This is a genomic window from Arhodomonas aquaeolei DSM 8974 (assembly GCF_000374645.1).
Lineage (GTDB): Bacteria > Pseudomonadota > Gammaproteobacteria > Nitrococcales > Nitrococcaceae > Arhodomonas > Arhodomonas aquaeolei.
Map to the genome: position 1 here is coordinate 330,984 of NZ_KB894801.1, position 20,980 is coordinate 351,963.

17 protein-coding genes are annotated in these 20,980 nt (G+C 69.2%); 6 read left to right on the plus strand and 11 right to left on the minus strand.

Translation table 11 applies throughout. From position 1 onward, the window contains the following. Positions 1-44: 44 nt before the first annotated feature. Positions 45-434, minus strand: coding sequence for a DUF6763 family protein (locus C516_RS20330; protein ID WP_018717045.1), 390 nt, complete (start codon positions 432-434; stop codon positions 45-47). A gap of 274 nt (positions 435-708) precedes the next feature. On the opposite strand from C516_RS20330, the gene C516_RS0103830 reads away from it, so the two are divergent. The 5 genes from C516_RS0103830 to C516_RS0103850 are packed head-to-tail and all read left to right on the plus strand — an operon-like array spanning position 709 to position 6,676. After that, a complete protein-coding gene (locus C516_RS0103830) occupies positions 709-1,182 on the plus strand; it encodes an NAD(P)H-dependent oxidoreductase subunit E (protein ID WP_018717046.1) in 474 nt (157 codons plus the stop codon). Beyond that, a complete protein-coding gene (locus C516_RS0103835; protein ID WP_018717047.1) occupies positions 1,179-2,708 on the plus strand; it encodes an NADH-ubiquinone oxidoreductase-F iron-sulfur binding region domain-containing protein in 1,530 nt (509 codons plus the stop codon). The genes C516_RS0103830 and C516_RS0103835 overlap by 4 nt, the downstream gene beginning before the upstream one ends. Before the next feature lie 18 nt (positions 2,709-2,726). Further along, a complete protein-coding gene (gene fdhF, locus C516_RS0103840) occupies positions 2,727-5,597 on the plus strand; it encodes a formate dehydrogenase subunit alpha (protein WP_018717048.1) in 2,871 nt (956 codons plus the stop codon). After that, positions 5,584-6,459, plus strand: a complete 876-nt coding sequence (gene fdhD, locus C516_RS18465; protein ID WP_018717049.1) for a formate dehydrogenase accessory sulfurtransferase FdhD — start codon at positions 5,584-5,586, stop codon at positions 6,457-6,459. The genes fdhF and fdhD overlap by 14 nt, the downstream gene beginning before the upstream one ends. After that, positions 6,452-6,676: a formate dehydrogenase subunit delta gene (locus C516_RS0103850; protein ID WP_018717050.1), complete on the plus strand. Its 225-nt coding sequence runs from the start codon at positions 6,452-6,454 to the stop codon at positions 6,674-6,676. The genes fdhD and C516_RS0103850 overlap by 8 nt, the downstream gene beginning before the upstream one ends. A 67-nt stretch (positions 6,677-6,743) precedes the next feature. Here C516_RS0103850 and C516_RS0103855 read toward each other — a convergent pair whose 3' ends face one another. From C516_RS0103855 to C516_RS0103895, 9 genes are all read right to left on the minus strand, one after another. After that, entirely contained in the window at positions 6,744-8,933 is a 2,190-nt protein-coding gene (locus tag C516_RS0103855; RefSeq protein WP_018717051.1) for a TRAP transporter permease, read from the minus strand. A gap of 4 nt (positions 8,934-8,937) precedes the next feature. Then, positions 8,938-9,423 (minus strand): DUF1850 domain-containing protein, encoded by a 486-nt coding sequence (locus C516_RS0103860; RefSeq protein WP_211210569.1) that lies wholly within the window; start codon positions 9,421-9,423, stop codon positions 8,938-8,940. Positions 9,424-9,477: 54 nt separating this feature from the next. After that, complete coding sequence (locus tag C516_RS0103865) at positions 9,478-10,515, minus strand: TAXI family TRAP transporter solute-binding subunit (protein ID WP_018717053.1); 1,038 nt, start codon at positions 10,513-10,515, stop codon at positions 9,478-9,480. A gap of 439 nt (positions 10,516-10,954) precedes the next feature. Further along, entirely contained in the window at positions 10,955-11,443 is a 489-nt protein-coding gene (locus C516_RS18470) for a DUF6858 family protein (RefSeq protein ID WP_018717054.1), read from the minus strand. Positions 11,444-11,459: 16 nt separating this feature from the next. Next, on the minus strand, positions 11,460-12,089 hold the full coding sequence (locus C516_RS0103875) for a cytochrome b/b6 domain-containing protein (protein WP_026320917.1): 630 nt from the start codon (positions 12,087-12,089) through the stop codon (positions 11,460-11,462). Beyond that, positions 12,086-13,669: a tetrathionate reductase family octaheme c-type cytochrome gene (locus C516_RS0103880; RefSeq protein WP_245558737.1), complete on the minus strand. Its 1,584-nt coding sequence runs from the start codon at positions 13,667-13,669 to the stop codon at positions 12,086-12,088. The genes C516_RS0103875 and C516_RS0103880 overlap by 4 nt, the downstream gene beginning before the upstream one ends. 227 nt (positions 13,670-13,896) lie before the next feature. Further along, positions 13,897-15,018 carry an ABC transporter permease gene (locus C516_RS0103885; RefSeq protein ID WP_018717057.1) on the minus strand — a complete coding sequence of 374 codons (1,122 nt, stop codon included), beginning with the start codon at positions 15,016-15,018 and terminating at the stop codon, positions 13,897-13,899. A gap of 2 nt (positions 15,019-15,020) precedes the next feature. Beyond that, on the minus strand, positions 15,021-17,768 hold the full coding sequence (gene rbbA, locus C516_RS0103890) for a ribosome-associated ATPase/putative transporter RbbA (RefSeq protein ID WP_018717058.1): 2,748 nt from the start codon (positions 17,766-17,768) through the stop codon (positions 15,021-15,023). Further along, positions 17,765-18,835 (minus strand): HlyD family secretion protein, encoded by a 1,071-nt coding sequence (locus C516_RS0103895; RefSeq protein WP_018717059.1) that lies wholly within the window; start codon positions 18,833-18,835, stop codon positions 17,765-17,767. Before C516_RS0103895 ends, rbbA begins: the two co-directional genes overlap by 4 nt. A gap of 396 nt (positions 18,836-19,231) precedes the next feature. Between C516_RS0103895 and C516_RS18475 the strand changes: the two genes are divergently transcribed. Next, positions 19,232-20,059 carry a YrhK family protein gene (locus tag C516_RS18475; protein ID WP_084594066.1) on the plus strand — a complete coding sequence of 276 codons (828 nt, stop codon included), beginning with the start codon at positions 19,232-19,234 and terminating at the stop codon, positions 20,057-20,059. Positions 20,060-20,188: 129 nt separating this feature from the next. Here C516_RS18475 and C516_RS0103905 read toward each other — a convergent pair whose 3' ends face one another. Further along, a complete protein-coding gene (locus C516_RS0103905; RefSeq protein ID WP_018717061.1) occupies positions 20,189-20,632 on the minus strand; it encodes an OsmC family protein in 444 nt (147 codons plus the stop codon). Positions 20,633-20,980 lie beyond the last annotated feature (348 nt).

A 20,980-nucleotide genomic window follows, 5' to 3' on the forward strand; every position in this document is an offset into this window, starting at 1 on the left:
GAACCGCTCCAGCCTACGCCACGATACCACCGCCGACGCCCCGCTCAGGGGGACTCGTCATCCGGCGGCGGCTCGTCCTCGTCATCCTCCCCGGCGCCCCCGGCCTCGCGGGCCTCGGGGTCGTGCGCCCACGGCTCGCAGGGCCGGCGGAACGGGGCGACGCCGGATACCCGCGCGTCTCGGTCGGCGAGCGCGTCGGAGTCGGTGCCGGTGTCGTCCTCCGACTCGTCCACCGGCCCGCTCCAGTCCTCCGTGGGCGCCCCGAGCTCGATGTCCATCGCCGGCCAGCCATCGCCGTCCACGGCCTCCAGGTCGCCATCGTAGTGCTGGATCTCCACGGCGCCATCGGCCTCCACGGCGACGACCACGAACGCCTGGCCCTTGTCGTGGTGCCAGTACCACTGCCCCACCACCGGCTCGAGCTCGTTGTCCATCGTCGCTCCCTCCCGGACGGGATCGTCCCCTCATTATGGCGGGCACCGCCGCGACGGCGCCCGTCCCCGCGGCGATCCCGCCGACCGGCGGTCAGGATGTCGATCACGGACCACTTGGATTCGGGATCGGGACACCACCCGGGGCCGTAGCGTCCCAGCATGAACGCCATGGTCACGAGACGTGGCAGACCGCCCTCACCACGAACATACTGGTGGCAGGTGGTTGTTGCAGACACCGGGACCCTGAACACCCGCAACCGGGGGGCCTGAGGCAATGACGACGGAGGAGAGTGACGGCACACTGCCGTCGACCATTGCAGCGATCTGCCGGCGGCACAGCGGCCGCGAGGGACCGTTGCTGGCGATCCTGCACGACGTCCAGGACACGTTCGGCCATATCCCGGATGAGGCCGTGCGGCACGTCGCGTACACGCTCAACCTCACCCGTGCCGAGGTCCACGGCGTGGTCCGCTTCTACACCGATTTCCACGCCGAACCGGCCCGGGCACACCGGCTCAAGGTCTGCCGTGCCGAGGCCTGCCAGGCCGTCGGTGGCCGGGCCGTGTGGGCGGCGGCCCAGGCACTGTCCGCGGTGCCGGACGGGCGGGTCGAGATCGAGCCGGTCTACTGCCTGGGCAACTGCCCCTGCGGCCCGTCGGCACAGTGGGACGGGCGCACGCTCGGGCGGATGACCCCGGAGCGCGTGCACGAGCTGGTCGCCGCCGCCAACGGGGGGATGCCGTCATGAGTGTCTACCTCCCCCGCGACAGCGCCGCGGTGTCCATCGGGGCGGACGAGGTCGCCGCCGCGATCACCGCCGCCGACCCGGCCCTCTCGCCGCTGCGCACCGGCGCCCGCGGCCTCTACGCCCTGGAGCCGCTGGTGGAGGTCGACCACGGGGACCGGCGTATCGGCTTCGGACCGGTCACCGCCGCGGCCGTGCCCGGCCTGGTCGAGGCGCTCCGCCATCCCGATACCGGGCATCCGCTGCGCATTGGCGACGTCGACACCCTGCTCGCCGACCAGGGCCAGAACCGCTTCACCTGCCGCCGCCTCGGCCGTGTCGTGCCCGACGACTGGGACGACTTCGTCGCCCACGGGGGCACTCGCGGCCTGCGCCGGGCCCTGGACATGGAGCGGCAGTCGATCGTCGACGCGGTCACGGCCTCCGGGCTGCGCGGGCGCGGCGGCGCCGGGTTCCCCACCGGCCGCAAGTGGCAGACCGTGCTCGATGCCGACGGCCCGGGCAAGGTCATCGTCTGCAATGCCGACGAGGGCGACAGCGGCACCTTCGCCGACCGCATGCTCATGGAGGGCGACCCCCTCGCCCTCATCGAGGGCATGGCCATCGCCGGTATCGCCGTCGGCGCCGTTCACGGCTACATCTACCTGCGCTGCGAATACCCTGCCGCACGGGCCTCGCTGCTGACCGCCCTGGACATCGCCCGGCACAACGGCCTGCTCGGCGCGGACGTCCTCGGCGCCGGGCACACCTTCGACATCGAGCTGCGCATGGGTGCCGGGGTCTACATCTGCGGCGAGGAGACCTCGCTGCTGGAAAGCCTCGAGGGCCATCGCGGCGAGGTGCGCTTCAAGCCCCCGCTGCCGGCGATCCGGGGCTTCATGGGCCGGCCCACGGTGGTGAACAACGTCGTCACCCTGGCCACGGTGCCGGCGATCCTCGCCGACGGCGCCGAGGCCTACGCCACCCTCGGCCACGGCAAGTCCCGCGGCACCCTCACCGTGCAGCTGTGCGGCAACGTCCGCCGCCCCGGGCTATACGAGGTGCCCTTCGGCGTATCGCTGGCCGACGTCATCGACGAGCTCGGCGGCGGCACCGCCTCCGGGCGGGCGGTGCGCGCGGTGCAGGCCGGCGGCCCGCTGGGCGCCTATCTGCCGGCCTCGGCACTGGACGTGCCGCTGGACTACGAGGCGCTGGCCGAGCGCGGCGGGATGATCGGCCACGGCGGCATCGTGGTCTTCGACGACACCGTCGACATGGCCGAGCAGGCGCGCTTCGCCATGGAGTTCTGCGCCATCGAGTCCTGCGGCAAGTGCACCCCGTGCCGGATCGGCTCGGTCCGCGCCCAGGAGGTGATCGACCGCATCGTCGACGGCGAGGCCCGGGAGTCGAACACGGCGCTGCTGCGCGAGCTCTGCGAGACCATGATCCAGGGCTCGCTGTGCGCCCACGGCGGCATGGCACCCCACCCGGTGCTCTCCGCCCTCAACCACTTCCCCGACGACTTCAACCGGCAGGCCGTCGGGTCCTGACGGATCCGGGAGGAGGCAATGGCGGCAATCAGACCCATCGACTACGGCACCCCGGAACGGACCGCGGAGGCGAGCGTCAGCCTGGAGATCGACGGCCAGGCGGTCACGGTTCCCGAGGGGACATCGGTCATGCGCGCGGCCATGACCGCGGGCGTGGACATCCCCCGGCTGTGCGCCACCGACAGCCTGGAGCCCTTCGGCTCCTGCCGGCTCTGCCTGGTGGAGATCGAGGGGCGCAGGGGCTACCCCGCCTCGTGCACCACGCCGGTGGAGGACGGCATGGTGGTGCGCACCGCCGGCGATACCGTCCGGCGCCTGCGCCGCAACGTCGTCGAGCTCTACCTCACCGACCACCCCGGCACCAGCGTCACCGGCGAGGGCCACGGCGACGACGAGCTCCTGGCCATGGCCGCCCGTCTCGGGGTGGAAGCGAGCCGCTACCCCTCGGCACGCAACCACCAGACCGCGGCCGTCGATGACTCCAACCCGTACTTCCGCTTCGATCCCAGCCGCTGCATCGTGTGCTCGCGCTGCGTGCGCGCCTGTAACGAGATCCAGGGCACCTTCGCCCTGACCGTGGACGGCCACGGCTTCGCCTCGATGATCAGCGCCGGCACCGGCGAGGACGATTTCCTGAGTTCCGAGTGCGTCTCCTGCGGCGCCTGCGTGCAGGCCTGCCCCACCGAGGCGCTGGAGGAGAAGACCGTCATCGAGGCCGGCGCACCGGAGCGCGCCGTGGTCACCACCTGCGCCTACTGCGGCGTGGGCTGCTCCTTCCAGGCGGAGCTCCGCGGCGATCGCATCGTGCGCATGGTCCCCTACAGGCACGGCCAGGCGAACCACGGCCACTCCTGCGTGAAGGGCCGCTTCGCGTGGGGGTATACCAACCACCCGGACCGGATCACCCGCCCGATGATCCGCGAGCGCATCACCGACGCCTGGCGCGAGGTGAGCTGGGATGAGGCCATCGGCTTCGCCGCCGAACGGCTGAACGGGCTGCGCGAGCGTCACGGCCCCGGCGTGCTGGGCGCGATCACCTCCTCGCGCTGCACCAACGAGGAGACCTTCCTGGTGCAGAAGCTCGCGCGGGCGGTGTTCGGCACCAACAACGTCGACACCTGCGCGCGGGTGTGCCACTCGCCTACCGGCTACGGGCTGAAGAACACCTTCGGCACCTCCGCCGGCACCCAGGACTTCGACTCCGTTCAGAGCGCGGACGTGGTGCTGGTGATCGGCGCCAACCCCACCGACGCCCACCCGGTGTTCGCCTCCCAGCTCAAGCGCCGGCTGCGGGCCGGGGCGCGGCTGATCGTCGTCGACCCCCGGGCCATCGACCTGGTGCGCTCGCCCCACGTGGCGGCGGACTACCACCTCCAGCTCCGCCCGGGCACGAACGTCGCGCTGGTCAACGCCCTCGCCCACACCGTGATCGCCGAGGGCCTGGAGGACGCCGGCTTCATCCGGACCCGCTGCGAGACGGACGAGTACGCCGCCTGGCGCGAGTTCATCCTGCGCCCGGAGAACGCCCCGGAGGCCGTCGAGGCGGTCACCGGCGTACCCGCCGCGACCCTGCGTGCCGCCGCCCGGCTCTACGCCACCGGCGGCAACGCCGCGATCTACTACGGCCTCGGGGTGACCGAGCACAGCCAGGGCTCGACCATGGTCATGGGCATGGCCAACCTCGCGATGGCCACGGGCAACATCGGCCGCGAGGGCGTGGGCGTGAACCCGCTGCGCGGGCAGAACAATGTCCAGGGCTCCTGCGACATGGGCTCCTTCCCCCACGAGCTGCCGGGCTACCGTCACATCGCCGACGAAGGCGTGCGGGGGATCTTCGAGCGCGAGTGGGGCGTCACCCTGGACACCGAGCCGGGCATGCGTATCCCCAACATGATCGACGCGGCCACCGGCGGCGCGTTCAAGGGGCTCTACATCCAGGGCGAGGACATCCTCCAGTCCGACCCCAACGTCCGGCATATCGCCGCCGGCCTGGAAGGCATGGAGTGCGTCATCATCCAGGACCTTTTCCTCAACGAAACCGCACGTTACGCGCATGTCTTCCTGCCGGGATCGACCTTCCTGGAGAAGGACGGCACCTTCACCAACGCCGAACGGCGGATCAACCGGGTGCGCAAGATCAGCGAGGCACCGGCGGGCATGGCGGACTGGGAGATCACCCAGGCGCTCGCCCAGGCGCTGGGCTATCCCATGCACTACCGCCATCCCGGCGAGATCATGGACGAGATCGCCCGGACCACGCCGACCTTCGCCGGCGTGAGCTTCGAGAAGATCGACGAGCTCGGCAGCATCCAGTGGCCGTGCAACGAGGCCCATCCGGAAGGCACCCGGGTCATGCACGTGGGCGAGTTCGTCCGCGGGCTCGGCCGGTTCCTGCTCACGCCCTACGTCGCCACCGACGAGCGGGCGAACCGGCGCTTCCCGCTGCTGCTCACCACCGGGCGGATCCTCTCGCAGTACAACGTCGGCACCCAGACCCGGCGCACGGACAACCGCGTGTGGCACGATGAGGACATCCTCGAAATCCACCCGGAGGACGCGGAGACCCGCGGCATCCGCGAGGGCATGCGCGTGCGCCTCGCCAGCCGCATCGGCGAGACGACCCTGCACGCGCACATCAGCCCGCGGATGATGCCCGGCGTGGTCTACACCACCTTCCACTTCCCGGAGACCGCGACCAACGTTGTCACCACGGAATTCTCCGACTGGGCCACGGAGTGCCCGGAGTACAAGGTCACCGCCGTGGAGGTGGCACCGAGCCACACCCTTTCCGAATGGCAGTACAGCCAGGCACAGGCCCGCGAGCGCCAGCAGCGCGTCACCCACGAGGAAAGCACGACCGAGGAGGTAACCGCCCGTGAGCGCGCCTGACCCGCTCGCCCCCCGCCGGCCCGCCACGCCGCGCCCCGGCCCCCCCGTGGAGCGGGTGAGCGGCCGGCTGACGGTGGAGCGCTACAGCGCCGGGGAGCGCGGCTCCAGCGACGGCGTGTTCCCGGAGGAGGCACCCGTCGCCGTGGTGGTGAACGACACCGACTACGCGGTGATGCTGGCCTCCCCGGCGGACGTCGAGGACTTCGTCCACGGCTTCCTGCTCACCGAGGGCGTCATCCGCGACACCGCCGAGGTCGACTCGGTAACGGTCACCGACCGCCCGGAAGGCGTGGTCGCCCATGCCCGGCTCCACGGCGCCCTCCCCGGCCACCTCCGGCGCGAGCGCGCCACACCGGGGATGAGCAGCTGCGGCCTGTGTGGCGTGCGCAGCCTGCAGGAGGCGGTGCGCCCGGTGCGGCCGGTCGCTGACGGCCCGGCATTCACGCCCGCCGCGCTGCTCGCGGCCATGGCCGCACTGCCGGACTGGCAGCCCTGCAACGCCGCCGCCGGGGCCATGCACGTCGCGGCCTTTGCCGCGGCCGACGGCACGATCCGTCACGCCCGCGAGGACGTGGGTCGCCACAACGCACTGGACAAGCTCATCGGCGCACTGCTGCGCGACGGCGTCGCGCCGGCGACCGGCTTCGTCGTCACCTCCAGCCGCTGCAGCTACGAGATGGTGCAGAAATCGGCGGCCTTCGGCGTGCCGCTGCTGTGCACCGCCTCGGCCCCAACGGCCCTCGCGATCCGTCTCGCCCGCCGGGCCAACATGAGCCTGGTATCGCTCGCCCGGGGCGGGTCCTTCCTCATCGGCTGCGGCGGCCAGCGCATCGCCGCAACGGAGGCAACCGGGGATGGATGACGCCAAGATGGTCCACCAGGCGAACCAGATCGCGGCCTACTTCGAGGCCTACCCGCAGGCGCGCGCCCGCGAGGGCGTGCTCGACCACCTCCACAAGTTCTGGCCACCGGACAAGCGTGCCCGCCTCGCCGCCTACCTCGCCGGCAACGGCGGCGGCCTGCATCCCCTGGCGGCCTGGGCCGCGGCGCAGCTCGAGGCGCCCGCCGGGCAGGACTGAGCTACCGCCCGGGCCCCGGCGGGGCCGCCGCTCTATGGCATCGCCCGGGCCTTCGCCGGTCCGCGTTTCAGCTCCCGGACGCGCTCGCGGGCTGCACCGCCGGGCGCCTGCCGAGCGCGAACAGCACCACCGCGATGGCGGCGCCCAGCACGTCGCTGACCAGCCCCGGGTAGATGAGCGCCAGCGCCCCGAGCAGTGCGAGGGCGCGCCACCCCGGATTCAGCGCACGCCGCATATAGCCCTCCACCGCGACCGCCAGCAGCAGCACGCCGAGCACGCCGGTGGCGGCCACCAGGAGGACGTTCAGCCAGGTGGCGTCGATGATGAGCATGCTGTGGGCGAACACGAACATGTAGGGCACCACGAAGCCGGCGATGGCCAGCTTCATCGCCTGCACGCCGGTGGCGTTCGGCGAGCCGCCGGAGATCCCGGCGCCGGCGTAGGCGGCCAGCGCCACCGGCGGCGTGAGGTTGGCGAAGATGCCGAAGTAGAACACGAACATGTGCGCCACGAAGATGGCGGTATCGCTGGAACCGGCCAGCTCGCGGAACAGCGGCAGGTTGAGCAGGATCGGCGCCGCCATGGTCGAGGTGATGATGTAACAGGGAATGCTGGGCAGGCCCATGCCGAGCACGATGGACGCGGCCATGGTCAGCGCCAGCGTGATCAGCAGTCGCAGCATGTCGTAGGGAATCGACTGGCCCATGGTCACGACCGCGTCGGCGGCGTCCAGGGCGATTCCGGTGAGCGTGGCCACGCCGACGATGATGCCCACCGCACCGCAGGCAATGGCCACCGGGATCGAGTTGCGCACGCCGTCGGTCATGGCGTCGCGGCAATCGCCGATGTCCATGACCTCGGACTCCAGCGAAAGCGACCGGCGCGCGAAGTTCACCGCCATCGGCACGGCGATGATGGCAAACAGCCACCAGCGCGCGAGCGTCATCTGTGGCAGGGTCCGAGCGTCGATCCAGGCCATGATCTGCGGCTCGAAGATCAGCGCCGCGAGCACCACCGACAGGCCGGCGACCAGCCGCGGCGTACCGCAGATGAGCACGGTGGAGGCGATCGACCAGAACGCGGCGAAGAACGGCGCGCGCCCATCGAAGATCAGCCACAGCAGCACGACCATGGGAATGAGCAGATGCCCGCGCTTGAGCATCACTTCCCGCACCGGCGTCAGCTCGGCGCGGTCGATGCCGGACAGGCCGTTGCGCAGCGCGCGCAGATGCACCTGGAACAGGATGCCCAGATAGAACAGCAGCGCCGGGATGATGCCGGCCAGCATGATCCGGGTGTAGGGCACGCCGAGCACCTCGGCCATGATGAAGGCCGCCGCGCCCATGATCGGCGGCAGGATCTGGCCGCCCACGCTCGCCGCGGCCTCGACCGCGCCGGCGAACTCGGAGCGATAGCCGGTGCGCTTCATCAGCGGAATGGTGAACGCGCCGGTGGTCACCACGTTGGCGATCGCCGAGCCGTTGATCGAGCCGAGAAAGCCGCTGGCGATGACCGCAACCTTGGCCGGGCCGCCCTTCGACGGGCCGGCGATCGCGAGCGCCAGGTCGTTGAACAGCTGCCCCAGGCCGGATTTGATCAGGAAGGCGCCGAACAGGATGAACAGGATGATATAGCTCGCCGACACCGCCACCGCCGTGCCCAGCAGTCCCTCGGTGATATAGACCAGGTGCGACACGATCTGGCGTGTGGTCGCCAGCACGATGGAGTCGTTGAGGGCCGGATACAGCGACAGCTTGGAGTAGAAGGCATAGGCCAGGAATACCGTCGCCAGCGCGGGCAGGCCCCAGCCGGTAACGCGCCGCGCGGCATCGATGACCAGTCCCAGCGCGGCCAGGCCCACGACCATGTCGACATTGTTGATGCGCCCGGCCGCGGCGATCACGCGGTCGGCGGAGAACAGCATGTAGCAGCCGATGGCCACCGCCAGCAGCGCGAGGACCGCCTCGATCAGCGGCAGCCGGTCGCGCGCGCCCTTCCTGGCGAAGGGATAGAGCACGAAGGTCAGCCCGAGCAGCACGTACAGGTGGATGCTGCGCTGCTTGATGTCGACCAGCGGCCCGGCGAACGAGGTGTACAGGTGAAACAGCGCGAGCAGCACACTCACGACGATCACGACCTGCATGATCGCCCGCGGCAGACGGTCGCGCAGCACGCTCTCGCGGTCGTATTTTTCCAGCGTCTCGCGCGACGCGATCTCCGGTTGCGGACTCTCGCCGCTCGGCTGGGAAGCGCTCATAGGATCAGCCCGTGCCTCGTGAATCCCTGCGGTTTGCAATCAGCGTCGGCAGCACGCGATACAGCGGCGCGCGCGCATAGGCGAACGTGAGAATGGGCGCCTCGGCCGGCCGGCCGAGCGTATGCCAGACGCCATCGTAGCGCAGACTGTAGTTCTCCGCCGCCGCGGCCTGCACGGCGAGCGGGTCGACGACGCGATCGATATCGCTCATCACCACCCAGCCATTCTCCAGCGTGGTGCGCTTGCCGGCGTGGGCCGGCACGCCCGCGCCGAAGGTCTTGAAACGGGTGCTGACCAGGACGATGTGGCCGTTGTCCAGACGAAAGCGTTCGATCCAGTTCTCCCGCTCCACCGAATGGGTCCAGCGCAACGCGAAGCTCGTCCCGTCATGCGCGGGGTAGACGTAACGCAGCTCGCCGTCTTCGCGGATCAGCAGCCAGGATTGCGGCCAAACGAAGACGGCGGCGATCACCCCGATCGCCGCCGTCACCAGGATCAGGCCCCTGCGCTTGCGGGCCGTCACCGCAGTGCGAAGCGGAACGCGTCAGTCCGCGTCATCGCTCGACCCGGAACCGCCGTCGGTGTGCTCGTCGTAGAACGACTGCGCGCCGTCGGCCACCGGGACCACCAGGTTCTCGTCCATGCTGTCACGGTCGAACTGCTTGAGCGCGCTGATCGAGACCCTGTCGGTGCCGAGATAGTCGTAGAAACGACTGGCCAGCTCGTGGGCGACGTCGTCGTCCATGGCGCCGGAGACGATCAGCAGGTTGCGGATCGACACGGTGTTCACGGCCTGATCGAGGTCGTAGCGCTCCGGCGCGTTCGCCGGGATCTCGTAGGTCTCGTAGTAGGGATACTTCTCGAGTAGCCTGTCGGCGGTGTCGCCGTCGACGTTGACGAAGTTGACGTCGGTGTTCTGCATCAGCCCGGTGATGCTCGAATTGGGCACACCCGAGGTGAAGAAGGCGGCATCCAGGTTGCCGTTGCTCATTTCGGTGACGCTGTCGGCGTAGCCGGTATGGCTGACGCGGCCGAGATCGTCATAGCTCAGACCCGCGGATTCCAGCACCTTCTGGGCGCTCTGCTCGACGCCGGAGCCGACCTTGCCCACGCCGATGCGCTTGCCCTTCATGTCGGCGATGGAGTGGATGTCGCTGCTCGCGGTCGCGACCACCTGGACAACATTGGGATAGAGCCCGGCGATGGAGCGGATGTCGGCCTTGCGCCCGTCGAACTGGTTCTGGCCGTTGATCGCGTCGTAGGCCACATCGCTCATGACGATGGCGATCTGGTTGGTGCCGTCCTCGATGTTGTTGATGTTCTGCACCGAGGCACCGGTGGAGACGACCTGCACGTCGCCGATCCGGTCGCTGGCCTCGAACACGCCCTTGAGCGCGCCACCGATCGGATAGTAGGTACCCGAGGTACCGCCGGTGCCGAAGATCAGGTTGACCGGCTCGCTACTGGCCGAGGCCTCCGTCTGATCGGCGCCGGCGCCGCTTTCCTCATCGCCGTTGCCGCACCCCACAAGCAGCGCAGACAGCGCAAAGGCGGCACCGAATGCAAAAAACCGACTCCTCATGATGGACCCCTTCGTTGGATATGTACGTGCCCGACCACGGCCGAGTGCGGCGCCCATGAATAGCAAACCAGGCCGCCACGGGCAATGCGGCGATGCCGGGACGCCGTCTGTGCCAGGGCGTCCATCCCGCCGGTCGGGACTGACCTGGCCGTGTACCCCCCTAGCCATACAGGATCGGCTGCGCCCGACAGCCGACATCGTCACGCACGGGATCCCGGGCGGGTAGGCTGTGCTCGGCCGCAGACCGTGTGCGACGCCCCCGGGACCGGCCCGGAATGTCGCACGCCTGTGGCGCACGAGCCACTCGACATTCCGTTCCCTACCCCGGAACAGGATCAACACACGTGGTTGTTCACCCGGGCCTCCTGGCGGAGTGGCCGGACTCGCACCGCCAATCCTCCGGGTAGATCCCGAGTGAACAACCAACTGGAAGGTCACGCTAGCGCCCCGGCCCCGGCGGGGTCAGCTCGATGGCGTCGCTCGCCGGGAAGGTCTCCTCCAGCGCCTCCTCCAGCAGGTCGTTGAGATGCGTCTGGCGGGAGCTCGCGATCTCGCCGACCCACTCGATCATGGTCGCGTTCGCCCGGGGGATGGGCGCCTCGAGGAAGTTGATCACGTACCGGTCGGCGAGCTCCGTTACCGCAATGGCACGGGGGCGCACCGCCATCACCTCCGGGGTCGTGAGCGTGAACCCGAAGCAGAAGATCAGGTGGGACGCCGCCAGCACCTCGCCGCGGTCCGCCTCCGGCGCCAGCGCGGCCGTGTGGGCGGCGTGATCGAAGGTCGCGATGAACGTCGCCTCCGGGCACGCATCGACCCGCTGCTTCAGGTGGGCAACGATCTCGTGGACGCTGTCGAAGCGCGACTCGCTCTTCGCCAGCTCGAACTCGTAGATCGGGTACTTGCCCTGAAAGACACGTTTTCTCATCCGGTTCACTCCTATGTCATTCCGGATCCGCCGGCGCGGACGCCCCGTCCGCGCGTTCCCCGTCCTCGTAGCCGGTGATCATGGGCCTGAGCAGGCTGAACATCGTCCGGCCCATGGTGGCCATGTAGACGTGGGCGATCACGAAGGCGAGCATCAGGAACGCCGCCGCCGTGTGAACGAGTGCGACCGTACCGAGCTCCAGGCCCGCGAAGCCGGTATGGGCCCATCGGTTGTAGAAGAGATAGAGCAGGCCGCTGGCCCATACCAGCGGTGTGATCGCGAGCTTGAGCACGAGGTAGGTCAGGCGTTGCAGCGGGTTGTGTTTCGCCCGGGTGGTGCGCCGGAACGGGTGCGGCTCACCGGTGAACGTCCCCACCAGGTAATAGCGGATGACGGCACCGAGCCGGTCCGTCGTCGGCAGGAACTGACGCCATTCCCCGGTAACCGCGAACCAGAAGATCACGAACACCCAGAGCGCCACCAGGAGCCAGGCCGCAAGCGTGTGCAGCCGCGCCGCCGTACCGAAGCCCAGGGCGCCGTAGCTGCCGTGGACCTCGAAACCGGTGAACAGCAGCCCCAGGATCAGCACGGCCTGGCTCCAGTGCCAGAACCGCTCGAACCGCGTGTAGATCATCGCCCGTGTCATGCCTGCCTCCCGCGCCGGCCCCGGGTCCATACCCGCACGCCCGCGTGGGCCCCGCTGGCGGCGAGCACCAGGAGCACCAGCCCCCAGCCGAGACGCTCCACCCATGCACCGCGGTCGCGCCCCGGCAGGTAGAAACCGCCGAGGGCGGCGAGGCGGCCGTCCCGGGCGTGGCAGGCACCGCAGTCCAGGGCCGCGGAGGCCGGCGCGACCATGTGCGTGATGGGCCAGTACATGACCGTCTCGACGAAACCGTACTCGCCGCTGTAGGGCTGATCCGCGAACGCCGTGCCCGCGGCCAGGGCCCGGGCCCAGTCGAAGTTCGTCCACAGCGCGGTGTCGTCGTCGCCGTAGACGTGGTTGACGAGCAGGGTCCGGTTGACGGTGTCGTAGGGCTGGCGGCCGCGCATGACCTTGAACGGCCAGATCCGTGCGTCCGCGTCGTCCGGCCCGCCGCTGAAGCGGTTGATCGCCACCGGCGGGTGGTCCGCGTCGATGGGCTCGTCACGCAGGGTGTAACGCATGGTGCCGTCGAACCAGAAGTACGCGGGGACCACGTCCTCGGCGTAGCGGAAGCTGCCCTTGGTCGAGAGGTAGCTCAGATGCCCGGCCGCGTCCCGGATCGTGAGCGGCTGGTCGTCGTCCCCGAGGCGGCCGGCGGTGGACCAGTCCCACCACATCTTGGTCGCCACCCCGCCGCGGGCGAACTCGGGGATATGGCAGCTCTGGCAGGCGACGCGGTCGACGTGATCATTCAGCTTGGCCGTGCCGTGGGGCTGCAGGCCGTGGCAGGATTCGCAGGACGCGCGGCTGTCATCGGTCCGCCCGGGGATGTCTATCCCCCGGGTATCGCGGGCGTTGGTGGCGTAACGGCTGCCCGCCACCCGGTGGCCCCAGCTCGTGTGACACTCGGCGCAGCGGAAATCCGCACCCTGCGCCGACATGTGCACGTCCAGCGACCGCGGCGGCTCGACCAGCGACGAGTCGAGGTCGCCGTGCTTCACGCCGTCGCCACCGCCGCCGTAGAAGTGGCAGCTCCCGCAGTTGGCGCGGCCGCTCAGGCCAACGTTGCGGGCGACATGGGCGAGGTCCACCGGCGCGCCGGGGGCGCCGCTGCTCTTCGACGAGCGGGTCTCGGCGTATGGGGGATGACCGGCGCCGGCGGGCAGCTTCCAGTACGTGCCGGTGGTGTCGTGGCAGACGAGGCAGTCCACCTGATCGTCGGCCTGCGGCGGCGGCTCGTGCATGTCCGTCCAGCCGTAGCCGACATGGCAGCTCGTGCAGCGCGGCTCGTTGGACCACACCGACCCGCAGAAGCTGTTGATGACGTGACGCTTGCCGAGGCGCTGGCCCGTTTCCGGGTGCCGGAACTCCCAGCGCCAGTGGATGGTGCGCTGGACCTGATCGGCGGCCTTCGAGTGACAGCCCAGGCACGCCCGCGTGACATCGATCGCGGAATCGAAGGGACCGTCGAGCACCTCGAATTCACCGTGATCCGCCGTCGAGGGGGATTCGCCTTCGACCACCGCCGCGGACACGGAAACGGCCCGGGCCACCAGCCCCAGCAGGAGCAGGCCCAGCACGATCCCCAAATGCCGTTCCGTAGGCACCCTCACGGCTTCGCATCCCTGACCGATTCCGACCGACCGCCCACGGCGGCTTCCGGTTATAAATATAGCGCATAAGGTTATTTATACGGAAGGTGCCGGACCGGGGATGCAACGCCGGGACGGCATGCACCACCGCGCGGGCGCATCACCCGCGCGGCGCAACCGCGGCCCGGGGGCGGACCGCGGCGCTGGGGCTTCACTCACGCCATGGTGCCGATGGCCGCCCGGAAACGGGACAGCGAGTAGACGAACACGATGGTGCCGATCACGACGAGGGCGAGGAACTCCGGCCAGACCGAGGCCAGGCCTGCCCCGCGGTAGAGGATGGCCTGGGCCAGACTCACGAAGTGGGTCGTGGGCGCGGCCAGCATGAGCGTCTGCACCGCCTCCGGCATGCTTTCGCGGGGCGTGCTCCCGCCGGAGAGCATCTGCATCGGCATCATCACCAGCATCAGCAACAACCCGAACTGGGGCATGGACCGGGCGACCGTGGCCAGGAATATCCCGATGGAGGTCGTCGCGAACAGGTGCAGCGTCGCCCCCACCAGGAACAGGAGTATGGAGCCCTGTATCGGCACGGCCAGGAGTCCCTGGACCACGGTCACGAGCGCGAAGCCGCAGGCGAGGAGGACCACCAGCGCCATCGCCCAGACCTTGCTCGTCATGATCTCCAGCGGCGTGACCGGCATCACCAGCAGGTGCTCGATGGTCCCGTGCTCGCGCTCGCGGATCAGCGCCGCCCCGGTGAGCACGATGGAGAGCATCGTGACATTGTTGATCACCTCCATGACCGCGCCGAACCACGACTCGTTGAGCTCCGGGTTGAACCGGGCACGCAGTGCCAGCTCGACCTGACCGGGCGTATCCGAGCGGCGCCGCTGCATGAAGGCGTCGACCTCGTCGGTCAGGATCTCCTGGACATAGCCGGTACCCGTCAACGCCTGGCTGACCCGTGTGGCGTCGACGTTGAGCTGAACCGAGGGCGAGCGCCCGGCGAGGACGTCGCGCTGGAAGTCCGGGGGGATGTCCAGCGCGAAGGTGTCGAGCCCTGCGTCCATCCGCTCGTCCATCTCAGCCTGGGTGATGAGTTCCGGCGGCATGAAGTACGGTGGATAGAGGGCATCCACGAGCCGGGCGGACAGCGGCGATCGGTCCTCGTCCACCACGGAGATGGTCGCCTTGTTGAGCGTCTCCGGCATGGCCGTCGCCGCCGTGTAGATCGCCAGCGTGAACGCGTAAGCGATCAGTGCCAGCATGATCGGATCGCGCACCAGGCTGCGCAGTTCCTTGACCCCCAGACGGAAGACGTTCTCGGCACGCATGATCAGCGCTCCTGCTTGCGCAGCAGTACCGTCGCCAGCCCGATGAGCACCGGTACCACGACGAGCAGGGGAACGAACGATCCCCCCAGATTCTCAAACCCCAGCGCCTTCGAGAACGTCCCGCGGGCGATGGTGAGGTAGTGCGTCATCGGATAGACCTGCCCGATCACCGCGCCCATCCCCTGAAGCGAGGACACCGGATCCGTCAGTCCGGAGAACTGGACGGCGGGGAGCATCGTCAGAATCGCGGTACCGAACAGCGCCGCGATCTGGCTGCGCATGAACGTCGAGATCAGCAGCCCCATCGCCGTGGTGGCGCTCACGTAGATGAGCGTCGCCACGGCCAGGGTGACGAAGCTGCCCGTCATCTCCACACCGAAGACGGTCTGTGCCAGCAGCGTCAGCAACAGGAAGTTGAGCATCGCCAGGACGATGTAGGGAAACTGCTTGCCGAGCAGGAACTCCAGCCGGGTCACCGGCGTCACGTACAGGTTGACGATCGAGCCGAGCTCCTTCTCCCGGACCACGCTCAGCGCGGTGAGCATCGCCGGGATCAGGATCAGCAGCATCGGGATCACCGCCGGTACCATCGCCACCAGGCTCTTCACACCGGGGTTGTATCGGTACCGTGTCTCGATGTCGAACGCCCCGGCCGCCGCCGTAGGACTGCTGGACTGTCTGGCGTGCCGGGCGAGCCAGTCCGCATGCATGCCCTGCACGTAGCCGCGCACCGTCTCCGCCCGGGACGGCATGGCACCGTCGATCCAGGCACCGATCTGCACGTCCCTGCCCCGGGCGATATCCCGCGCGAATCCCGGGGGTATCTCGATCGCGAGGCTCAGGTCGCCGTTACGCATGCGCCGGTCCATCTCGTCGTAGTTGGCGATCGGCGCCTTCTCGACGAAATAGCGCGACCCCGCGATGTTCAGGGTGTAGTCGCGGCTCATCGTGGTCTGGTCGCGATCGAGCACGGCGAAACTGAGGTCCTCGACATCCATGGTGATGCCATAGCCCATCACGAACAGCAGGATCACACTGCCGAGCCCGGCGAGCATCAGCCGTATGGGGTCGCGCAGCAGCTCCAGGGCCTCCCGGCGCGCGTAGCTGAACAGGCGCCGCAGATCGAACACCCGCTGCCCGGACGCCGTCGTGGTAGCGACCGGCGGTGGCGATTCCGCCGGCGCGGTGTCCTCCCCCGCCTCCGCGTCGCTCGCCTCCTCCAGGTACTCGATGAACGCCTGCTCGAGCGAGTCCGTGCCCCGTTCGCGAAGCAGGTTCTCCGGCGCATCGCTGACCAGGACACGGCCGGCGCGCATCAACGAGATACGGTCGCAGCGCGCCGCCTCGTTCATGAAGTGGGTGGAGATGAAGATCGTCACCCCGTCCCGGCGGGAGAGCTCGATGAGGGCCTGCCAGAACTCGTCCCGGGCCACCGGGTCCACGCCGGACGTGGGCTCGTCGAGGATCAGCATCTCCGGGTGATGGATCATCGCGACCGCGAGCGAGAGGCGCTGGCGCTGACCGAGCGGCAGCTGGTCCGGGAGGGTGTCGGCAACGGTCTCCAGCCCGAAGCGTTCGCGCATCTCCGCGACCCGTTCGGGTATCGCCTCCGGCGGGAGCCGGAACAGCCGGGCGTGCAGCTCCAGGTTCTGCTGGACCGTGAGCTCCGTGTACAGCGAAAAGCTCTGGGACATGTAGCCCACGCGGCGCCGGGTCTCCATGTCGTTCGGGTCCACCTCGCGGCCGAACAGCCATGCCTGCCCCTCGCTGACCGGCAGCAGCCCGGTGAGCATCTTCATGGTCGTGCTCTTGCCGCAGCCGTTGGAGCCGAGGAAGCCGAAGATCTCGCCGCGGTGGATGCGGAAGTCCACGTGATCCACGGCCACGAAATCGCCGAAGCGCCGGGTCAGTCCCTGGGCCTCAATGGCCACGGCACCGTCGTCCGACGTCCGCGGCGGGATCTCCACCGCCTTGTGGCCGCGCCGGCGCTCCTCGGGGAGCAGGGCGATGAAGGCCTCTTCCAGGGTGTCCGCCCGGGTGCGCTCGAGCATCGCCCGGGGCGTCCCGGTGGCCAGAACGCGGCCGGCATCCATGGCGGCGAGCCAGTCGAAGCGTGCCGCCTCCTCCATGTACGCCGTGGCGACGATCACGCTCATACCGGGACGCTCGTCGCGAATACCGTCGATCAGCTCCCAGAACTGGCGGCGCGACAGCGGATCGACACCGGTGGTGGGCTCGTCGAGCACGAGCAGGTCCGGGTCGTGTATCAGCGCGCAGCACAGGCTCAGCTTCTGCTTCATGCCGCCGGAGAGCTTCCCCGCCGGGCGGTCCACGAAGGGAGCCAGCCCCATGCCCGCCACCAGCTCGCCGATCCGCCGCTCCCGCTCCCGGCCCGTGTGCCCGAAGAGGCGGCCGAAGAAGTCGATGTTCTCGAACACCGACAGGGTGGAATACAGGTTCTTGCCCAGGCCCTGGGGCATATAGGCAATGCGCGGCCCCATGGAGCGGCGGTATCTGGCGCTCGCGATGTCCCCGCCCAGTACCTCGATCCGGCCCTCCTGGATCCGGCGGGCACCGGCCACGAGTGCCAGCAGGCTGGACTTGCCCACGCCGTCCGGGCCGATGACGCCGACCATGCCCCCGGCGGGCAGCGTGAGGTCGATACCGTCCAGCGCCGTTACGGTGCCATAGCGCAGGCTGACGCCGCTCAGGCGGGCCGCCGCAGCGGCCTCACCGTCCGGCGCCGTCACTCACGGCCCCCGGCCTGGAGCCCCTCGGGCCACTCCACCCCGGAGTCCAGGCGCACGTAGCCCATACCGGGCAGGCCGGTCTTGACCTGGGTGATGTGTTCACGCAGGAGCCCGGGGTCGATTCGGGCCTTGACCCGGAACATCAGCTTCTGACGCTCCTCCTCGGTCTCCACGGTCTTGGGCGTGAACTGCGCGACATCCGCCACGAACGTCACCGTGGCGGGGATCACGTACTGCGGTGCGGCGTCGAGCACCAGGCGCGCCTCGGTGCCCATCGCCACCCGGCCCGCCTGGGCGGTGGGCAGGAAGAAGGTCATGTAGACGTTGGTGAGGTCGACGAGATTGAGCACACGCCCGCCCGCCCCGAGGACCTCGCCCGGTTCGGCAACGCGGTACTGAATGCGGCCGTCGGTGGGGGACTTCAGCACGCTGTCGTCGATATCCGCCTGGATACGCTGGACCGTGGCCTGCGCCGCCGCGACTGCGGCCTCCGCGTCGATCACGCCGGACTCCGCGGCCCCGACATTCGCCTCGGCCGCGGCCACCTGCGCCTCGGCGGCGGCCACCGCCGCCCGTGACGCCTGGAACGAGGCCCGGTCGTCATCGAGGCGCTCCTGGGGCACGGCCCCCTTGGGGGCGAGGCTCTCGGAACGGTTGAGCCGCAGCCGCGCGGCGTCCAGTTCGGCGCGGCGCTGGGCGACCACCGCCTGGGCGGCGCTGCGCTCGGCACGCCGCTGTTTCACCACGTTGCCGGCGGTCTCCACACCCACGCGGGCCCGCCGCAGCTGTGCCTGCGCCTCGTCGAGCTGCGCCTCGAGGGTGGCCGTATCCATGCGCGCGAGCACCTGCCCCCGGGTCACGAAATCGCCCTCGTCGACCTCGATCTCCCGGATGCGCCCGGCGATCTTGGTGGCAACGTCGACCTCCACCGCCTCGATACGCCCGTTACCGCCCGCGAACCCCGCGGGCAAGGCATCGTGATTCGACTGCCACCACTGCCACCCGAGCATGCCCACGACGGCCACGGCCACCGCCGCCGTCACCGTCCACTTCCAGAACGCCTTCATACCCTGCACTGCCCTGTAATCGACTATCCATAAGCGTACCGCCCGCAACGCGCACGACGCGCGGGACGGCCAGAGGTGTGTAACGCCACACCGGGAACACGGAGAGGGGCGCGCCAAACGCAGAGGGATCTACGCGGCCCCGGGGACCGCCGAAGCGCCGATTCGGGTGACAGGGGAGCGTCACCGGTCGGTGATGGGGCTGCCGGCAGCCCCGGTCCCTGGCGCCGCACCGACGGGTGCATGGCATGCCGCCATGGTCAGGGCCCGCCGGCCACGCGGTCGTTGATGCACGGCCCGAAAGGATGCTTGGCAATTCCCTGACTACGCGGGCATGCTACCCGGCGTTGCGATCCGCGGTCCGATGCAACACCACTATCACCACGCCGGTCTTCCCTGATGCCACATTTGTTCACCAATCGGCCAAGAATCTCAGATTTGACCCGGGGGGGCAAACCGAACGTCCGCGCCGATTTCAGGTGGGAGACGGCAAACGCCGTGATCTACAAGGCCGGAGGGGCGCTATTCGTGGTCGGCAGCGTCCTGTTCTTCCCCTATTTCGAGGAATATCAGGATATTGGCTGCTGGCTGTTCTTCGTCGGCTCACTGCTGTATCTCATCGTAACCGGCCACGACATGGCCGAAGTACGCCTGTTCTGGGGGCGCAACCGGCTGCACTCGCCGCGGGAGCGGCTGGACTATCTGGCGGCGTGGTCGTATCTGACGGGGACGCTGCTGTTCACCTTCGGCAGCCTGTTCTTCCTGTCATGGTGGGGGTGGTTCACGATCGCCGCCTGGTGTTTCGTGATCGGCTCCGTGCTGTTCGTGCTCGGCGCGAGCCTCAACGTCCTGCAGATCGTGCACCAGTCGTCGCTGGTCTCCCTGCAGCTGACCAACCTCACCGCCATCACCTTCGTCGTGGGATCGATACTGTTCGTGGTGGCATCGATCCCCTATCTGTGGACGTTCCATTGCGCCACCGACCGCTACATCGTGTTCAACTTTCTCGCCTGGCAGTACCTCGCCGGCAGCCTGCTGTTCCTGCTCGGCGGCGTGTTCAACTACTACCGCGCGTACCTGCTCATGCGTAACCGCCTGGCGGGCATGGAGAGCGACCCCCGGGCCGATGCCCGGATGCTGGCGTTCATGCGTGGCGAGATCGACGCGGACGAGTATCGCGAGCTGGAACGCCAGGCGATGCCCGGACGCCAGCGCTGGCACCGGTAGACCGGGGCGGCGCCGCGGAACTGGGATCCGGCGGCGGCCATCTCCCCCGCCGCCGTTGACCACGGCACCGCGCCAGGCGGCGCCCCCGTGTCTGGCCCGGCGGCATCGCGCCACGCGCGCCCTGCCCTCTCACCCGCCGGCACGCACCTCGACAGAGGGGTCCAGCGAGACCTCGCAGTCGAGGGAATTGGTGATCAGGCACGCCCGCTCGGCCTTCTCCAGGCAACGCAGTGCGGCATCACGGGCACCCTCGTCGGCGATTTCGAGCCGGGGCCGGAGCGTCACCCGGGTGAAGCACAGGGCGCGGTCCGGGCGGTCGAGCTCGCCATCCACGTCACAGGCGAGATGCAGCCATTCCAGCCGCGACGCCCGGGCAACGGCACGGAAGGAGAGAACGAAGCAGTCCGCGATCGACGCCACGAACAGATGCTCCGGCGTCCAGTGCCCGCCGGGCCCGCCGAATTCCTCCGGCGGCGCCGTGCGAATGGTGTCCAGACCGTCCGAGGTGACGGCGATCGTACCCTCCGCCTCACCGGCGGAACGTACCCGGTAGTGATGTGGCAGTGACTGCATGCATGCCCCCTTGCGTGTGTTTTCCGACAGACTGTCCGGCCTCACCGCAGCGACACCAGGACGCCTGCGTCGCCACCGCGGTTCCGCCCCCGCGAGCCCCCGGCCGTGCTACGCCGAACTGCGGCCCGGCCGGTCAGCACCTCCACCGGTCCGATGGGACTCGACCTGCCCCGGGATATGCCACAACATCCATACGAGGTGACGGGTGCGGGGGCGGCACCATGCGGGAAACCATCCCCATAATGCCGTACAAGAATATGCTTACGCTCAACAATCATAAATGAAAACCAAGGGCGGGGGGTTGGGGGAGAAGCGATCCACAACGGGCGGGAGTCGCCTTCGCAGCGC